Annotated in this window: 14 protein-coding genes; 8 read left to right on the top strand and 6 right to left on the bottom strand. The window is 63.1% G+C overall.

Annotation, left to right across the window (positions count from 1 at the left end):
• Positions 1–63 precede the first annotated feature (63 nt).
• From gmk to AC6LJY_RS15560, 3 genes are read left to right on the top strand one after another with little or no spacing between them, the layout of a single operon-like run.
• Complete coding sequence (gene gmk, locus AC6LJY_RS15570; protein ID WP_082134487.1) at positions 64–696, top strand: guanylate kinase; 633 nt, start codon at positions 64–66, stop codon at positions 694–696.
• A gap of 44 nt (positions 697–740) precedes the next feature.
• Complete coding sequence (rpoZ, locus tag AC6LJY_RS15565; RefSeq protein ID WP_006219679.1) at positions 741–944, top strand: DNA-directed RNA polymerase subunit omega; 204 nt, start codon at positions 741–743, stop codon at positions 942–944.
• A 21-nt stretch (positions 945–965) separates the two neighbouring features.
• Positions 966–3260: a RelA/SpoT family protein gene (locus AC6LJY_RS15560; RefSeq protein WP_046804951.1), complete on the top strand. Its 2295-nt coding sequence runs from the start codon at positions 966–968 to the stop codon at positions 3258–3260.
• Between the two features lie 183 nt (positions 3261–3443).
• Here AC6LJY_RS15560 and glnQ read toward each other — a convergent pair whose 3' ends face one another.
• The 3 genes from glnQ to glnH form a co-directional block, all read right to left on the bottom strand.
• A complete protein-coding gene (glnQ, locus tag AC6LJY_RS15555; RefSeq protein WP_046804952.1) occupies positions 3444–4172 on the bottom strand; it encodes a glutamine ABC transporter ATP-binding protein GlnQ in 729 nt (242 codons plus the stop codon).
• Positions 4169–4825: a glutamine ABC transporter permease GlnP gene (gene glnP, locus AC6LJY_RS15550; RefSeq protein WP_046804953.1), complete on the bottom strand. Its 657-nt coding sequence runs from the start codon at positions 4823–4825 to the stop codon at positions 4169–4171. The genes glnQ and glnP overlap by 4 nt, the downstream gene beginning before the upstream one ends.
• Positions 4826–4916: 91 nt before the next feature.
• Positions 4917–5669: a glutamine ABC transporter substrate-binding protein GlnH gene (gene glnH / locus AC6LJY_RS15545; protein ID WP_046804954.1), complete on the bottom strand. Its 753-nt coding sequence runs from the start codon at positions 5667–5669 to the stop codon at positions 4917–4919.
• A 167-nt stretch (positions 5670–5836) separates the two neighbouring features.
• Between glnH and AC6LJY_RS15540 the strand changes: the two genes are divergently transcribed.
• Positions 5837–6871, top strand: coding sequence for a C45 family autoproteolytic acyltransferase/hydrolase (locus tag AC6LJY_RS15540; protein ID WP_120155435.1), 1035 nt, complete (start codon positions 5837–5839; stop codon positions 6869–6871).
• Between the two features lie 37 nt (positions 6872–6908).
• Here AC6LJY_RS15540 and AC6LJY_RS15535 read toward each other — a convergent pair whose 3' ends face one another.
• From AC6LJY_RS15535 to nudC, 3 genes are all read right to left on the bottom strand, one after another.
• Positions 6909–10535: a hydantoinase B/oxoprolinase family protein gene (locus AC6LJY_RS15535; protein ID WP_498136312.1), complete on the bottom strand. Its 3627-nt coding sequence runs from the start codon at positions 10533–10535 to the stop codon at positions 6909–6911.
• Positions 10536–10615: 80 nt separating this feature from the next.
• A complete protein-coding gene (locus AC6LJY_RS15530) occupies positions 10616–11125 on the bottom strand; it encodes a winged helix DNA-binding protein (RefSeq protein WP_046804957.1) in 510 nt (169 codons plus the stop codon).
• Between the two features lie 181 nt (positions 11126–11306).
• On the bottom strand, positions 11307–12077 hold the full coding sequence (gene nudC / locus AC6LJY_RS15525) for an NAD(+) diphosphatase (protein ID WP_498136311.1): 771 nt from the start codon (positions 12075–12077) through the stop codon (positions 11307–11309).
• A 278-nt stretch (positions 12078–12355) separates the two neighbouring features.
• Here nudC and AC6LJY_RS15520 point away from each other — a divergent pair, with 278 nt between their 5' ends.
• The 4 genes from AC6LJY_RS15520 to AC6LJY_RS15505 all read left to right on the top strand — a co-directional run bounded on the left by AC6LJY_RS15520 (position 12356) and on the right by AC6LJY_RS15505 (position 16593).
• Positions 12356–13330 carry a TRAP transporter substrate-binding protein gene (locus tag AC6LJY_RS15520; protein ID WP_104143906.1) on the top strand — a complete coding sequence of 325 codons (975 nt, stop codon included), beginning with the start codon at positions 12356–12358 and terminating at the stop codon, positions 13328–13330.
• Positions 13331–13337: 7 nt separating this feature from the next.
• The gene (locus AC6LJY_RS15515; RefSeq protein ID WP_046804960.1) at positions 13338–13838 is read left to right on the top strand and encodes a TRAP transporter small permease; all 501 of its coding nucleotides are present in this window, start codon (positions 13338–13340) and stop codon (positions 13836–13838) included.
• A complete protein-coding gene (locus tag AC6LJY_RS15510; protein WP_314355633.1) occupies positions 13831–15132 on the top strand; it encodes a TRAP transporter large permease subunit in 1302 nt (433 codons plus the stop codon). Before AC6LJY_RS15515 ends, AC6LJY_RS15510 begins: the two co-directional genes overlap by 8 nt.
• A 390-nt stretch (positions 15133–15522) precedes the next feature.
• On the top strand, positions 15523–16593 hold the full coding sequence (locus tag AC6LJY_RS15505; RefSeq protein ID WP_046804962.1) for a porin: 1071 nt from the start codon (positions 15523–15525) through the stop codon (positions 16591–16593).
• The last annotated feature ends 88 nt before the right edge of the window (positions 16594–16681 follow it).

Here is a 16681-nt window from a genome sequence, read left to right as displayed (position 1 = left end):
CCCCTGCCCTGCCGTCTGATTTGCTAGACTTCCGGTCTTAGCATCACACGCCGGTCTTTATTCATGTACGCCAATCCCGGAAACGTCTTCATGGTCGTCGCTCCCAGCGGCGCGGGCAAATCCAGCCTGGTGAAGGCCTTGCTAGCGCAAGACCCTTCCATCGAACTTTCCATCTCGTGCACCACGCGCGCGCCTCGCCCCGGCGAAGAAGACGGCCGCGAATATCGCTTTGTCTCGACGGACGATTTCAAAGAGATGCGCGACGGGCAAAACCTGCTGGAATGGGCCGAAGTACATGGCAATTTTTACGGTACGCCGCGCGACCGTATCGACACCGCAACGCGGGAAGGCCGCGATGTGCTGCTTGAAATCGATTGGCAAGGCGCGCGTCAGGTAAAGCAGCGTTTTCCGGGCGCAATCGGCATTTTCGTGCTGCCGCCGTCGATCGAAGAATTGGAAAGCCGCCTGAAGGCGCGGGGCCAGGATGCGCCGCAAGTGATTGCGCGCCGGCTCATGGCGGCGGGCGGCGAAATCGCCCACGCGCCTGAATGCGAATATGTTATTATTAATCAAGAATTTAGCGTAGCCTTGTCGGAGCTGATACAAATCGTCAGTGCCGCAAGGCTGCGCTTTTCGTCTCAGGCCGCCCGGCACGCTCAGTTGTTCTCGCAACTTGGCATCCCTGCCGAGCATTGAGCCGACTGCATTCTCCCTATCATCCATCAGCACCAGGTGTCCTAATGGCTCGCATCACTGTCGAAGACTGTCTGAATCAAATCCCCAATCGTTTCAAGCTCACGCTGGCCGCGACGTATCGCGCCCGCGAGTTGGCGCAAGGCCATGCCCCGCGCCTGGACAGCAAAGACAAGCCCACGGTCACTGCACTGCGCGAAATCGCGGGCGGCCTAACCGGCGTGGAAATGCTGCGTAAAGTTCCCACCTGATAGTCTCGGGGGGCGGCAAGTATGGCTTTTCCCGGGCTGAAGTACGCTTCATCTGGTCTGCTTGCCGCGCTACGTGCCGGCTCCCGTCTTGGGCGCCGCACGGGTAAGAAAGGCAAAAACCCCGCTACGCCACCGTCCGTCGCCGCGCAAGAAGCGGCGGACGCGACCGCCTCGCCGGTCGCTTCGCTGGCACCGCTGACCGAAATCATCGGCAGCTATCTCGATCCCAAAGATGTAGAGCGCGTGCGCGAAGCCTATCGCTTCGCGGACCAGGCACACCTGGGCCAGTTCCGCGCCAGCGGTTCGCCCTACATCTCGCATCCCATCGCTGTCACGGAAATCTGCGCAGGCTGGAAGCTCGACGTCAACGCGTTGTCGGCGGCCCTGCTGCATGACGTGATGGAAGACCAGGGCATCGCCAAGCACGAGCTTGCCGAAAAATTCGGCCCTGAAGTTGCCGAGCTGGTTGATGGGCTGTCCAAGCTGGACCGCCTGGACTTTGCCACCAAGGCCGAGCAGCAGGCCGAGAGCTTTCGCAAGATGCTGCTGGCGATGGCGCGCGATGTGCGCGTCATCCTCATCAAGCTGGCCGACCGCCTGCACAACATGCGCACGCTGGACGCGGTCAACCCCGAAAAGCGCCGGCGCATTGCACGCGAAACGCTGGATATTTACGCGCCCATTGCCCATCGCCTGGGCCTGAACCTGCTGTTCCGGGAATTGCAGGACCTGTGTTTCGCGGCGATGTACCCGAACCGCTATCAGGTGCTGTACAAGGCCGTGCTAGCCGCGCGCGGCAACCGGCGCGAAGTCATCACCAAAATTGCCGATTCCGTGCGGGCGTCGTTGCCCGCCGCCGGCATCGAAGCCGAAGTCACCGGCCGCGAGAAAACGCTTTATGGCATCTACCGCAAAATGGTGGACCAGAAAAAATCGTTTTCCGACGTGCTGGATATCTATGGCTTTCGCGTCATCGTGCACACGCTGCCCGAGTGCTATCTGGCGCTAGGCACGCTGCATCAGCTGTATCGCCCGGTGCCCGGCAAGTTCAAGGACTACATCGCCATCCCGAAGGTAAACGGCTATCAGTCGCTGCACACCACGCTGGTTGGCCCGTACGGCACGCCGGTGGAATTCCAGTTCCGCACGCGCGACATGCATCATGTGGCCGAAGAAGGCGTGGCGTCGCACTGGCTGTACAAGGGCGCCGACCTGACGCTGAACGACCTGCAAAAGCGCACGCACCAATGGCTGCAATCGCTGCTGGACATTCAAAGCCAGACGGGCGATTCCGGCGAATTCCTTGAGCACGTCAAGGTCGACCTGTTCCCGGACGCGGTCTATGTGTTCACGCCGCGCGGCAAGATCATTTCGCTGCCCCGCGGCGCAACGCCGGTGGACTTTGCCTACGCCATCCACACGGACATCGGCAACCAGGCCGTGGCGGCCAAGGTCAACGGCGAATTCGTGCCGCTGCGCACTGAACTGAACAGCGGCGACACGGTGGAAATCGTGACCTCGCCGGCCTCGCGCCCCAACGCGCAGTGGCTCAATTACGTGCGCACCGGCCGCGCCCGTTCCGAAATCCGCCATTACCTGCGTACCGTCAAGTACGAGGAATCCGTGGCGTTCGGCGAACGGCTGCTAAGCCAGGCGCTGCAAGAACTGCACATGCCGATGCCGGCGACCGACGACCCGGCCTGGCAAAAACTGGCGCGCAGCACGGGCGCAAGCTCGCGCGAAGAGATCCTGGCCGATATCGGGCTGGGCAAGCGACTGGCCGCCGTGGTGGCCCGCCGCTTCGCGCCTGAACATCAATTGGTTGCCACCACGGCGGCGGCAGTTGACGAACTGACCTCGGCGCGCAGCGCGCCCATCCTGATCCAGGGCAACGAAGGCCAGGCCGTGCAGTTGGCGCCTTGCTGCGGCCCGCTGCCCGGCGACCCCATCGTGGCCGGCATGCGCATGGGTCACGGGCTGGTGGTGCATACCGCCGACTGCCCGGTCGCCATGCGCCAGCGCCTGCGCGAACCCGAACGCTGGATCAATGTGGCCTGGGACGCGCACACGGCCAAGCACCTGGCCACCCGCCTGGACATCATCACCCGCAACGAACGCGGCGTGCTTGGCCGACTGGCGGCGGAAGTCACCGCCGCCGACGCCAACATCATGCACGTAACCATGCACGATGACGCGGTGTCCACGGTGTCTCTGCACCTGACCATCCAGGTCGACAGCCGCAAGCATCTGGCGCAGGTCATCCGCGCCATCCGGCATGTGCCGCAGGTGCAGAAGATCGTCCGGGTAAAGGGTTGAAGCCGCATCCACACCGCGCGACTTAAAAAAACCGGCAGATGCCGGTTTTTTTATGTGCGCTGAATGCTGAATGCTGAAGGGCTCTCGCGTAGCAACTCGGGCATTCGAACTTTCAGGCGGCGCCTGGGCAGCAATTCGCCATGCTCAATTCGCAATTCCCGCGCCGTCCCACCGCAACCGCCATCAGGCCACGTGTTGCAGAAAGTCCTTCAAGCGTTGGCTGGGCGGGTTGCTGAGCAGTTCAGCCGGCGGGCCGTCGTGCGCGATTTTGCCGGCGTCGATGAAGATCAAGCGGCTGCCCACCTTGCGGGCAAATTCCATCTCGTGCGTGACGACCACCATCGTCATGCCCTCTTCCGCCAGATCGCGCATCACCTTCAGCACTTCGTGACGCAGTTCCGGGTCCAACGCCGAGGTGGGTTCGTCGAACAGCATCAGCTTGGGTTTGATGGCCAATGCGCGCGCGATGGCCACGCGTTGCTGCTGTCCACCGGATAGCTCGGACGGAAAGTGGTTCATGCGTTCGGCCAAGCCCACCTTGTCCAGCAAGCCTATCGCCAGCTCGCGCGCTTCGTCGCGACTTTGGCCACGCGTGTGCACGGGGCCGAACATCACGTTTTGCAGCGCGGTCATTTGCGGGAAAAGGTTGAACTGCTGAAACACCATGCCCGCTTCACGGCGAATTTCGCGCACCTGCGCGGCGTCGCCCTTGACGCTCAGGCCATCGACCAGAAGATCGCCATCGTTGATGGTCTCCAGTACGTTGATGCACCGCAGGAAGGTGGACTTGCCCGAACCCGACGGCCCCACCACCACTACGACCTCGCCTGCATCGATGTTCAGCGAGATGCCGTTCAGCACCATCGATTCGCCGAAGTTCTTGGTGACGTTATGAAATTCAACCATGCTCATAATATGCGCATCCTTCTTTCCACCATGTGCAGCGTCAGCGCCATCAGGCCGGTCAGGATCAGGTAGACGATCGCCACGGCGGACCAGATTTCGACCGCGCGGAAGTTGCTGGCCATGATTTCCTGGCCCTGGCGCGTCAGTTCAGCCACGCCGATCACGATGAACAGCGAGGAATCCTTCAAGCTGATGATGCACTGGTTGCCCAGCGGCGGGATCATGCGGCGAAACGCCACCGGTCCGATGATGTGGAACAAGATCTTGTGAAACGGCAGGCCCATTGCCTGCCCGGCTTCTTTCAGCCCCTTGTGCACCGACAACAGCGCGCCGCGCACGATTTCAGAAATATAGGCGCCCGAGTTGATGATCAATGTGACGATGGCCGCCCATTCCGCATCCACCCGGATATCGGCAAGCAACGGCAAGGCAAAGTAGATGAACATCACCTGCACGACAATCGGCGTGCCGCGAATGACCGCCACATAAACCTGCGCGATGACCGACAGGACAATATTGCCGTAGGCCCGCGTCACGCCCGACAGCGCGCCCAGCAGAAAACCACCAAACAAACCCCAGAACGTGATCTTGATGGTCATCAGCGTACCCTCAAGCAGATTGGGTAACGCGCCCTCGATTACAGTCCAGTCAAACTCCACGATCTTCCCCCCAAGGCACCGACGGGCGCCGCATCATGGCGGCGCCGCGCGCGGGCAATTCCCACGGGCGGCGCCAAAAACACCTATCTGCTTACGGCTTCTTGCCGAACCACTTTTCGTAGATGGCGTCGTACTGGCCGTTGGCCTTCAGTGCGGCCAGCGCCTTGTTCACTTGCGGCACCAATTCGCTGCCCTTGGGGAAGGCGATACCGTAGAAGTCGCCGCTCTTGACCGAGCCCACGACCTTCACGCGGCCCTTGCCGGCCGAGTTGGCGTAGTACTGCACGTTGGGGGTGTCGTGCACGGCGGCATCGACCCGGCCGGTGGCCAGTTCAAGGTAGGCGTTGTCGATGTTGGGGAACAGCTTCAACTTGGCGTCCGGCACCTGCGCTTTCAGGAAGTCGACGGTGGCGGTGCCCGTCTTGACGGCGACGGTCTTGCCGGCCAGGGACTTGGCGTCCTTGATGTCGGTGTTCTTTTCGCTGACCAGAATGGCCAGGCCGCTTTCATAGTAGGGGTCCGAGAAGTCGATGACTTTCTTGCGGTCGTCGCGGATCGTGATGCCCGCCAGCGCAGCGTCGATATTCTTGGTTTGCAGGCCCGGGATGATGCCGTTGAAGTCCATCGGCTGAAGCTTGTACTTCAGCTTGAGTTCCTTGGCGATCGCGGCCCACAGGTCTACGTCAAAGCCCACGTAGGTATTGCCCTGCTTGAACTCGAACGGCACGAAAGCGGTATCGGTGGCCACCACCAATTCCTTGCCTTGGGCTTGCGCGCCGGAGGCAGCGCCGAACATGGCCACGGACAGGCCGACCAAGGCGGCGGCGACTTTACGTTTGATCATGAAACTCTCCTCTTGGGGACCGTCGGCACCCCGGGGTTGTTGTAGGGGCATGATTCCTGGGCGGCGCCGGGGTCTCCGGCGCGGCTTATCGGCGATCTTAACGCATCCGTCCCCACCCGGCAGAGCTTAGAAAAATTACAATCCGCATGACACCCCGGAGAATCCCCATGCCCTACAAATATGTACGCATTGCCGGAAACCGGCGTCAGGTCGGCCTGGCGCTGGGCAAGTTGGCCCGCCCGCTCATGTCGGTCTACCTGGCGCAAAGCAGCACCTGGGAAGCGCTGCGGCGCTGGCGCGATCATCGATACGTGGAAGAATTGGCCCAGCATGCGCAGACGGCGCTGCCGGCAATATGGGAAGAACTGGAAGGCATGGCGGAAGGGCTGCGCATGCCGGTCCAGGACGTGCTGCTCTGGAACTGCCGTGGCGATCTCTTGCACAGCACGAACGATGGTTGCACGACCGTCGCGTTAAAAGGCGCGGACGGCGCCCGGTGGATCGGCCACAACGAAGACGGCGACCCCTATCTGTATGGACGCTGCCATCTGGTCGACGTGGCGCTGGACGACGCGCCGGGCTACGTCAGCTTCTATTACCCGGGGTCGTTGCCCGGCCACACCTTCGGCGCCAACCGCGCGGGGCTCGTCCAGACCATCAACAACCTGCGCACCCGCCAACGCCATCCCGGCGTGCCGCGCATGTTCCTGGCGCGCGCGGTGCTGGACTGCGCCACATTGGACGAGGCCCTTGCGCTGCTGCGCGACCTGCCCCATTCCGGCGGCTTTCACCACACGCTGGGCAGCGCAACCGACCCGCGACTGATCAGCGCCGAAGTAACCCCGGGCGCGGTGTCGGTGCTGGACATCGGCACGCGCTACGGCCATGCCAACCATATGATTCACGCCAAGACCCGGGCGCAACCCCAGGTGGTGACCGAGTCATCGCGCGACCGGCAGAACAGAATCGAAGGCATCGTGGACGGCTGGTCGCCGCAGACCGGCAGCGCGGACCTGTTGGCCGCGCTGCACGATACGCTGGGCGCCCTGCCCATCCTACGCACGGACGCCGCGGATCCGGACGGCGAAAACACACTGGCCACCGCCGTGTTCGAAATCCGCGACGATGACGTGACGCTGCGCGTCTATGACCGCCGCACGATGGCGGACATTGCGTTGGATGTGATGTCAGAGCCGGAATGACCCGGCTCTGTAGTCAGCGCCATCACACCCCCCGCCATCACACCGCGCCGTAGCCTCCGCCCCCGGGGGTTTCGACGACGAAGATGTCGCCCGGATGCAGCTGGGCGCTGTCTTGCGGGCCAAGCTCTTGAATCGTGCCGTCCACCCGTTCGATCGAGTTACGGCCCATCGCGCCCGGTTCCCCACCCGCCAAACCAAACGGCGCGTAGCGGCGGTTGTTGGACAGGATGGCCGCCGTCATGTCTTCCAGGAAACGGATCCGGCGCACGCCGCCCTCGCCGCCCGGATAGCGCCCCGCACCGCCCGAACCCTTGCGGATTTCGTAAGACTCAAGCCGCACCGGGAACCGGAATTCCAGCACTTCGGGGTCCGTCAGGCGCGAATTGGTCATGTGCGCCTGGACCACCGACGTGCCCGCGAAGCCTTCGTCGTGCGGGCCCGCCGCGTCGATGCGAACCGGCCCCGCGCCCGTACCGCCCGAGATCGTCTCGTAATACTGATGACGCGCGTTGCCGAAGGTGAAGTTGTTCATCGTGCCCTGGCTGGCCGCCAGCACGCCCAACGCACCATACAGCGCGTTCACGATGCACATCGACGTTTCCACGTTGCCCGCCACCACCGAGGCCGGCGGGTTGGGACGCAGCATCGAGCCTTCCGGCAAGATGATCGACAGCGGGGCAAGGCACCCGTCGTTCAGCGGGATGTCGTCGTTGACCATCGTGCGGAACACATACAGCACCGCCGCCACGGCAATCGCGCCGGGTGCGTTGAAGTTATTGTCCAGCTGCGGCGACGTGCCGGTGAAATCGACCACCGCGCTGCGTGCCTGCGTGTCCACCTTGACGGCCACGCGGATCACCGCGCCGTTGTCCAGCGGGTATTCGTAGCTGCCGTCTTTCAGCACTGAAATCACCCGGCGCACCGCTTCTTCGGCGTTGTCCTGCACGTGGCCCATGTAGGCGCGCACAACGTCCAGCCCGAAGTGGTCGCACATGCGCAGCAGCTCTTGCACGCCCTTTTCATTCGCGGCGATCTGCGCGTGCATGTCGGCGATGTTCTGATCCGGATTGCGCGCGGGCCAACGACCCGAGCCCAGGATGTCGCGCGCGGCCTGATCGCGGAATTCGCCGTTCTTGACCAATTGGAAATTGGTGAACAGCACGCCCTCGTCTTCCACCGTCTTGGAGTCCGGCGGCATGGAGCCCGGCGTGGTGCCGCCGATATCCGCGTGGTGACCACGCGAACCGACGTAGAACAGGATCTCGCGGCCGGCGTGATCGAACACCGGCGTGATGACCGTCACGTCCGGCAAGTGCGTGCCGCCGTGGTAAGGATCGTTCACCACATAGGCATCGCCCGGCATCATGCGCCCGGCGTTGGCGTTCATCACCGTGCGCACCGACTCGCCCATCGACCCCAGGTGCACCGGCATGTGCGGCGCGTTGGCGATCAGGCGGGCCTGCGAATCGAAAATGGCGCAGGAAAAGTCCAGCCGCTCCTTGATGTTCACCGAGTACGCCGTGTTCTGCAGGCGGTAGCCCATCTGCTCGGCAATCGACATGAACAGGTTGTTGAACACCTCCAGCATGACCGGATCCGCTTGCGTGCCGATGCTGCGACGATCGGCGCGCGCTTCGATGCGGCGGATCACGAAATGGTCTTGCGACGTCAATTCCGCTTGCCAGCCCGGTTCCACCACCGTGGTCTGGTTGGGCTCGGAGATGATGGCGGGGCCCGTCACCACGTCACCGCCGGCCATGTCTTCGCGCACGTACAGCGGCGTGTCGCGCCACTCGCCCGCGCTGTACATGCTGACGACTCGGCGGGCCGCCAAGGCGCCGTCGCGGGTACGCGGCACGGCCGCTTCGCTGACTCGTTCGCCGCCGCCCGTGGCTTCCACCGAAATGGTCTCCACGACCAATTCGCGGTTGGGCATCAAGAAGGAATAGCGCTGGCGATAGGCGGCCTCGAAGTCGCTGCGTGCCTGCTCCAAAGTGGAAAACGCCACTTCCAGCGCGGTGTCGGTGCCGCGATATTTCAGATGCAGACGGCGTTGCACGGAGATATCGCCGTCGGGCACATGCTGGCGGCGCAGTTCGCCCACGGCTTGTCCGGCCAGCACATCCAGTTCGTCCTGAAGCTCGCCCATCAGGCCGGCGTCCAGCACCTTTTCAACGGTCTTTTGGCGCATATCGGTCTGGTCGGCCAAGCCCATGCCGTAGGCAGACAACACGCCGCCCAGCGGATGCGCAAACACCGTCGTCATGCCCAAGGCGTCGGCCACCAGGCAGGCGTGCTGGCCGCCGGCGCCGCCGAACACCGTCAAGGCGTATTCCGTGACGTCGTGGCCGCGCTGCACCGAAATGCGCTTGATGGCTTCCGCCATGTTGCCCACGGCAATTTCCAGGAAGCCTTCCGCCAATTGCTCCGGCGTCATCTCGCGGCCAGTGGCCGTGCGCACTTCGTCGGCCATCGCGGTGAAGCGCGAGACCACCGCGTCGCGGTCCAGCGCTTCATTCGCGTCGGGGCCGAACACATTGGGGAAGAAGTCGGGCTGGATCTTGCCCAACAGGACGTTGCAGTCCGTCACGGCCAGGGGGCCGCCACGGCGATAGCAGGCGGGGCCGGGGTTGGCGCCCGCCGAATCCGGGCCGACGCGCAGGCGCGCGCCGTCGAAATGCAGGATAGACCCGCCGCCTGCTGCCACCGTGTGGATGCTCATCATGGGCGCGCGCATGCGCACGCCGGCGACCTGGGTTTCGAATTCGCGTTCGAATTCGCCCGCGTAGTGCGACACGTCGGTGGACGTGCCCCCCATGTCAAAGCCGATGACCTTGGGAAACCCCGCGATCTCGCTGGTGCGCACCATGCCGACGATGCCACCGGCCGGGCCGGACAAAATGGCGTCCTTGCCGCGGAAACGGTGCGCGTCCGTCAGGCCACCGCTCGATTGCATGAACATCAGGCGGATGCCGGGCAGTTCGCCCGCCACCTGATCCACATAGCGCTTCAAGATGGGCGACAGATACGCGTCGACCACCGTTGTGTCGCCGCGCGACACGAACTTGATCAGCGGGCTGACCTCGTGCGAGGCCGACACCTGGGTGAAGCCCACTTCGCGGGCGATGCGCGCCGCGCGCTGCTCGTGGTCCGTGGCGTGCCAGGCGTGCATGAACACGATGGCCACGGCGCGGATGCCGCTGTCGTAGGCGGCTTGCATGCCGGCCCGCAAGCCGGCTTCGTCCAGGTCGCGAATGACTTCGCCGTCGGCGGCCACGCGCTCATCGGCTTCAACGACCGATTCGTAAAGCATTTCGGGCAGCACGACGTTGCGGTCGAACAGCCGGGGCCGGTTCTGATACGCAATGCGCAGCGCATCGCGGAACCCGCGCGTGGTCACCAGCAGCGTGCGTTCGCCCTTGCGTTCCAGCAAGGCGTTGGTGGCCACCGTCGTGCCCATCTTCACGCATTCAACCTGGTCCACGGGCACCGGCTGTCCGGGCGCCACGCCCAGCAGCTTGCGGATGCCGGCCACGGCCGCGTCGCGATACTGCTCGGGGTTTTCCGACAGCATCTTTGCCGTGGTGGTGGTGCCATCGGGGCGGCGCGCCACGATATCGGTGAAGGTGCCCCCACGATCGATCCAGAATTGCCACTTCTTCATGCGTAATCCTTGAAAACAAACGGCCACGGCGGGTGCCGCCGCGGTCGGGTTGCGGTGTGCCGGGCCAGGCCCGATCAGGTTCAGAGTGAGGTTGCCGCCCTTGCGGCCTGGTCGTACAGGCCGGACAGCGAGCGCAAGGCGTGGGCCAATTGGCGGCTGAAATCCAGCCCGCCCCCGCCCGGCCCATCCAGGCCGGACGTCAGGCATTGTTCGCGGATGTCGCCGTAGCGCTTGAGGATGTCCGCGCCGTCGGGCGTAACGCTGTAGAAAACTTCCTTGCTGTTGCGTTCGCCCTTGACCACGCCCAGCCGCTCCAGCTTTTTCAACGCATAGCTGACGATGTGCGTGTCTTCGACATTGAGCGTGAAGCAGATGTCCGCCAGCTTCTTGGCGCGTTGCCGGTGGTAGACGTGGTGAAACACCATGACGTCGGTGGGCGTCAGGTCCGGCAGGCCGGCGGCTGCCATGCAGCGCACCGTCCAGCGGTCAAAGGCGTGGCTGGCGATCATCAGGCCGAATTCGACCTCGGACAAATCGGGCGCGCTGCCGCCAGCCAAGTGGGCTGACGACGCGATCAACGTGGGGCTCATGGAACGCTCAAGCCAAGTTTATATGGATGAAATACTAATAATTTATGTGTATTTCATCCATAAAAAATATGACCTGGACGGCCAAAAACGGCCGTAAACAGCCATTTCAAGGGAAATCCCCTAGCGTTTCGAACGTTCCAGCGGGGGGAGCGTGGGCACTGGGCCCGCCGTTATGACACCGTTATGGCGCCGACCAGCCCTGCGGCAGATTGGCCCGGATCAGCCAGCCGGCAATCGAAATGCGCGGCGCGATGTCCGGCATGGGGTCGCCGGGGCCGAACCAGCGCGCATCGGCAATCTCGTCTTCCTGCACGCGGATCTCGCCCGACACGTAGTCAGCTGTGAACGCCACCATCAGCGAATGCGGAAAGGGCCAGGGCTGGCTGCCGAAGTACTGCAGGTTGCCGACCTTCAGGCCGACTTCCTCGAAGACTTCGCGGTGCACGGTCTCTTCGATGCTCTCGCCGGGTTCGACAAAACCGGCCAGCGCCGTATAGCGCGAAGTCGCGGTCGTGGTGTGCCGAGCCAGCAGGATGCTGTCGCCTTTACGGATCAGCACCATCATGGCGGGCGAAATGCGCGGGTACGCGGAAAAGCCGCAGGCGGGGCAGCGCAGGCAGAACTCGTGCGGCACGCGCTCGGCGGGCGTGCCGCAGGCGCCGCAGAACCGGTGCGTGCGAGCCCATTCGGCGATTTGATACGCCCGGCCGGCCAGGGCCATGCGTTCATCGTCCAGCACGCCGAACAGCGAACGCAGCTTCTTGAACGCGTAACCCTCGGGCGCTTCAAGCGTGGGGTCCACGTGCGCCGTGCGATACGGCGAATCGGGTACGGACCAGATGGCTTGCAAGGCCGGCGACGCCAGACCGATGCGTTCGCACAACGCCAAATCCGGCAACACGCTGGACGCTTCTTCGACCAGCAATTCATCACGGCGGAAAACGAAATTCACTAGAGCCTCTGCAGCACGCTTCGATCCCGCAATCTTAGAAGAAAAATCGGTGCGTAAAGGTGTCGCGGACGGTGCGCGCGCAAAGTTTTAGCCTTCAACGATGTGTCGCGTCCGGGCCTAGGATTAACCCGTAAAACCCCATTTTTTGTGCGCGTTGTTGCCGCGCAGCACCATAGAATGGCACGGCTTTTAGGCCGCGCGTCATCCGCGCAGCAGTCTCTTTCAAGAATGCCTATCGGGCAAAACCCGTCTTCACCATTCGCACAGAAGGACCTTCCATGTACAAGAAAATCTCATTGCTGGCCGGCAGCATCGTCCTGGCGTTCAGCGCGGGCGCACAGGCCCAAACCAAATGGGACCTGCCCAGCGCCTACCCCGCCAGCAACTTCCACGTTGAAAACCTGACCACGTTCATCAAGGACGTGGACACGCTGTCGCAAGGCAAGCTGAAGATCCAGCTGCACAACAACGCTTCGCTGTACAAGGCGCCGGAAATCAAGCGCGCGGTGCAAGGCAACCAAGCACAGATCGGCGAAATCCTGCTGACCAACTTCGCCAACGAAGACCCGATCTACGAACTGGACGGCCTGCCCTTCCTGGCCACCGGCTACGAAGCCTCGTTCAAGCTGTACCAGGCGCAAAAGCCCTTCCTGGAAAAGAAGCTGGCCTCGCAAGGCATGACGCTGCTGTACGCCGTGGCGTGGCCGCCCCAAGGCATCTTCGCCAACAAGGACATCAAGCAGATCAGCGACATGAAGGGCCTGAAGTGGCGCGCCTACAGCCCCGTCACCGCCAAGATCGCCGAACTGGTCGGCGCGCAGCCGGTCACGGTGCAGCAGGCGGAACTGGCTCAGGCGCTGGCTACCGGCGTGATCGATTCGTACATGTCGTCGGCCTCGACCGGTTACGACACCAAGACGTACGAGTACATCAAGAAGTTCTACGACACGCAGGCCTGGCTGCCCAAGAACGCCATCATCGTCAACAAGAAGGCATTTGACGCGCTGGACCCGGCTACGCAAGACGCCTTGAAGAAGGCTGCCGCGCAAGCCGAGGAACGCGGCTGGAAGCTGTCGCAGGAAAAGAACAAGTGGTACCAGGAAGAGCTGGCCAAGAACGGCATGGAAACCATCAAGCCGACCGTGGAACTGAAGGAAGGCCTGTCGGTAATCGGCAAGCGCATGCTGGATGATTGGCTGAAGAAGGCAGGCGCCGACGGCCAGGCCATGATCGACGCCTACAAGAAGCAGTGATCTTTTTATGCGCCGCTTTCTAGATGGTCTTTACGGCGCGGCCGGCCTGTTGGCCGGCCTGTGCACGATCGGCGTTCTGGTCTCGGTGCTGGCGGCGATCATCGCCCGCCAGCTCAGCCTGAACATTCCTGGCACCGATGCGTACGCAGGCTACTTCATGGCCGCGGCGGGGTTCCTGGCGTTATCCAGCACGTTCAAGCACGGCGAACACATCCGGGTCACGCTGTTGCTCAATTCGTTGGCACCGGCGGGCAGCCGCCGCCTGGACATTTTTGCGCTGGCCGTGGGCTCGCTGCTGGCCTCGGCCTTTGCCTTTTTCAGCATCAAGCTGACGTACGACTCCTGGCTGTACAACGACATCTCCACGTCCAACGACGCCACGCCGCTCTGGATTCCGCAGATCAGCATGGCGGTGGGCACGGTGTTGTTCCTGGTCGCCCTTGTCGACGAATTGATCCGTCGTTCACGCGGCGTGGCCGCCGCTACTTCGCAGCAAACCCATGAATGAACTTCTTGTCATCACCCTATTGGTCGTTTCGATCTTCGCGCTGTTGGGTTGCGGGGTCTGGGTCGGCCTGACGCTGGCAGGCACGGCGTGGATCGGCATGGAGATTTTCTCCAGCCGTCCGGCCGGCGACGCCATGGCCGTCACCATCTGGGGCGCTTCGTCCAGCTGGACGCTGACCGCCCTGCCCTTGTTCCTGTGGATGGGCGAAATCCTGTTTCGCACGCGCTTGTCCGAAGACCTGTTCAAGGGTCTGGCGCCGTGGCTGAACCGTTTGCCGGGTCGGCTGCTGCACACCAATGTGATCGGTTGCGCGATTTTCGCGGCGGTGTCGGGCTCCAGCGCGGCGACCTGCGCGACGGTCGGCAAGATGACCATTCCCGAACTGACGCGCCGTGGCTACCCCGAAGACAAGATCCTGGGCACGCTGTCGGGCGCGGGCACCCTGGGCCTGTTGATTCCGCCTTCGATCATCATGATCGTGTACGGCGTGGCGGCCGACGTGTCGATTGCCAAGCTGTTCATCGCGGGCATCTTCCCCGGCATCGTGCTTGCGCTGTTGTTCATGGGCTATATCGGCTGGTGGGCCATCCGCAACCCCGGGCAGGTGCCGGCGGCGGACCCCGGCATGTCGTTCATGCAGAAGCTGTCGCAATCGCGCCACCTGATTCCGGTCATGGTGCTGATCGGCGCGGTGCTCGGCTCCATCTACAGCGGCATCGCCACCGCCACGGAAGCGGCGGCGGTGGGCGTGGTGGGCGCACTGCTGTTGTCGGCGCTGCAAGGCTCGCTGAACCGCTCGACCTTCATGCAATCGCTGCTGAGCGCCACCCGGCTGTACTGCATGATTGCGCTGATCTTGGCCGGCGCACAGTTCCTGACGCTGGCAATGGGCTATATCGGCCTGCCGCGCGCGTTGGCGGAATGGATCGGCGGACTGGGCTTGTCGCAGTTCGGTCTGATCATGGCGCTGATGGTCTTCTTTGTGGTGCTGGGCTGCTTCCTGGACGGCATTTCCATCGTGGTGCTGACCATGGGCGTGCTGTTGCCCACCGTGCAGGCTGCCGGCATCGACCTGATCTGGTTCGGCATCTTCATCGTTTTCGTGGTGGAAATGGCACAAATCACGCCGCCGGTGGGCTTCAACCTGTTCGTGCTGTCCGGCATGAGCGGGCGTGAATTGCCTTACATCGCGCGAGCGTCAATGCCCATGTTCCTGCTGATGATTGTGGCGGTGCTGCTGCTGTATTTCATTCCGGGCATTGCCACGTGGCTGCCCTTGCACATGACGCTGTGACGCTATGACGCTGTAATGCTGTGATGCCGCTGCCTGCACGCCCAGGCACGACCTCCAAGAACCCCGGTCCTGAACCGGGGTTTTTTTTGGAACAATCGCGCCATTGTCCCGGCGCCCGACTATTTTTTTGATCTGTAAACCAGGGAAAACGCCAAAAACAATTTGGCCCTGCACATCCCGTAACTTTTTTAGAATCCCCAGGCGCTGCCCCCTTGCACCAGTTTGGCGCAATGCCGTGGCAGCCAACCTTTTGGGCCAATGCTCCGGACCCGCGCTGCCATCAAGCAGCGTCGGTGCAACGGCCCAACGTCGGACGATCCGCCCGGCGCGGTCAACCCGGCCACAAGCCAGGTCACACACTACAAAACAGCTACACAGGAGGAGTCCTCAGTGAAACGCATCACTCTTACGCTCGCCGCCGCAGGCCTGGGCCTGGCCGCGGGCGCCGCATCGGCGGAAACCAGCGTCACCCTGTACGGCATCGCCGACGTCAGCATCCGCTACCTGAGCACCAGCGCCGGCAGCGTGGGCGAAGACGGCAGCCGTGTGTCGATGGAAAACGGCGCCATCTCGAACAGCCGCTGGGGCCTGCGCGGCTCGGAAGACCTGGGCAACGGCAACCGTGCCTTCTTCCGCCTGGAAAACGGCTTCAACATGCAGAACGGCAATTCGTCGGCCACGGGCAAGACGTTCGGCCGCCTGGCCTACGTGGGCCTGGACGGCGGCAACATCGGCCAGCTGACGCTGGGTCTGCAAAACACGCCGATGTTCGACCTGCTGGCCGACTACTTCGATCCGCTGACCGTGGGCAACTACGATCAGAACGCCTGGTTGCCCGCCGCGATGTCGCGCGTGCGCACCAACAACATGACCAAGTATTCCAACACCATCGGCGACCTGTCGTTGGCGTTGTCGTGGGCCAACGGCGAAAGCTGGGAAGACCACAAGGCCGGCCAGCAATACGGCGCCAGCCTGCGCTACATGATCGGCAAGCTGGGTCTGGGCGCGGCCTACCAGCAGACCTACGACGGCCTGGATTCCGACCTGCGCCAGCGCGTGTGGAACCTGAACGCGTCCTACCAGTTTGAAACCACCAAGGTGTTCGCCGGTTACTTCAATGGCCGCGACGAAACGGGCTGGGTCAACGCCGTCATGGGCGGCACCACCACCGCCAGCCTGGACCGCAAGGACAACGGCTATTTCGTGGGCGCCACGTGGCAAGCCACGCCGCGCTGGGCCATTACCGGCGCGGGCTACTACGACCAAAGCAAGAACGTGGTCGAAGACGGCGACAAGGGCAAGCGTTACGCCCTGGTCGCGGTGGCCGAATATTCGCTGTCCAAGCGCTCGCAGGTGTACGGCACGGTGGACTGGAACAAGGTCAGCAGCGCCGCCAGCGACGAAATCGCCGGCAAGAACCACCAGATCGGCGCCGCCGTGGGCTTCCGCCACATTTTCTAAGCGGCACGCAGGTCGGGCGTTTTCGAAACGCCCGATGCACAAATCAGACCCACAAACCCAAAAACCCCATCGCAGCACACAGGCTGCG

The organism is Achromobacter sp. RT286_PF (assembly GCF_059760425.1).
The sequence above is the reverse complement of the archived record's forward strand: the minus strand, read 5'-3'. Positions and strand labels throughout refer to the sequence as shown.

Excerpts from the sequence above, each read along its gene's own strand:
- AC6LJY_RS15535 (WP_498136312.1), bottom strand. The coding sequence starts at position 10,535 with ATGAAGAAGTGGCAATTCTGGATCGATCGTGGGGGCACCTTCACCGAT.
- AC6LJY_RS15560 (WP_046804951.1), top strand. The coding sequence starts at position 966 with ATGGCTTTTCCCGGGCTGAAGTACGCTTCATCTGGTCTGCTTGCCGCG.
- gmk (WP_082134487.1), top strand. The coding sequence starts at position 64 with ATGTACGCCAATCCCGGAAACGTCTTCATGGTCGTCGCTCCCAGCGGC.
- AC6LJY_RS15540 (WP_120155435.1), top strand. The coding sequence starts at position 5,837 with ATGCCCTACAAATATGTACGCATTGCCGGAAACCGGCGTCAGGTCGGC.
- AC6LJY_RS15515 (WP_046804960.1), top strand. The coding sequence starts at position 13,338 with ATGCGCCGCTTTCTAGATGGTCTTTACGGCGCGGCCGGCCTGTTGGCC.
- rpoZ (WP_006219679.1), top strand. The coding sequence starts at position 741 with ATGGCTCGCATCACTGTCGAAGACTGTCTGAATCAAATCCCCAATCGT.
- AC6LJY_RS15520 (WP_104143906.1), top strand. The coding sequence starts at position 12,356 with ATGTACAAGAAAATCTCATTGCTGGCCGGCAGCATCGTCCTGGCGTTC.
- AC6LJY_RS15510 (WP_314355633.1), top strand. The coding sequence starts at position 13,831 with ATGAATGAACTTCTTGTCATCACCCTATTGGTCGTTTCGATCTTCGCG.
- glnQ (WP_046804952.1), bottom strand. The coding sequence starts at position 4,172 with ATGAGCATGGTTGAATTTCATAACGTCACCAAGAACTTCGGCGAATCG.
- glnH (WP_046804954.1), bottom strand. The coding sequence starts at position 5,669 with ATGATCAAACGTAAAGTCGCCGCCGCCTTGGTCGGCCTGTCCGTGGCC.
- AC6LJY_RS15530 (WP_046804957.1), bottom strand. The coding sequence starts at position 11,125 with ATGAGCCCCACGTTGATCGCGTCGTCAGCCCACTTGGCTGGCGGCAGC.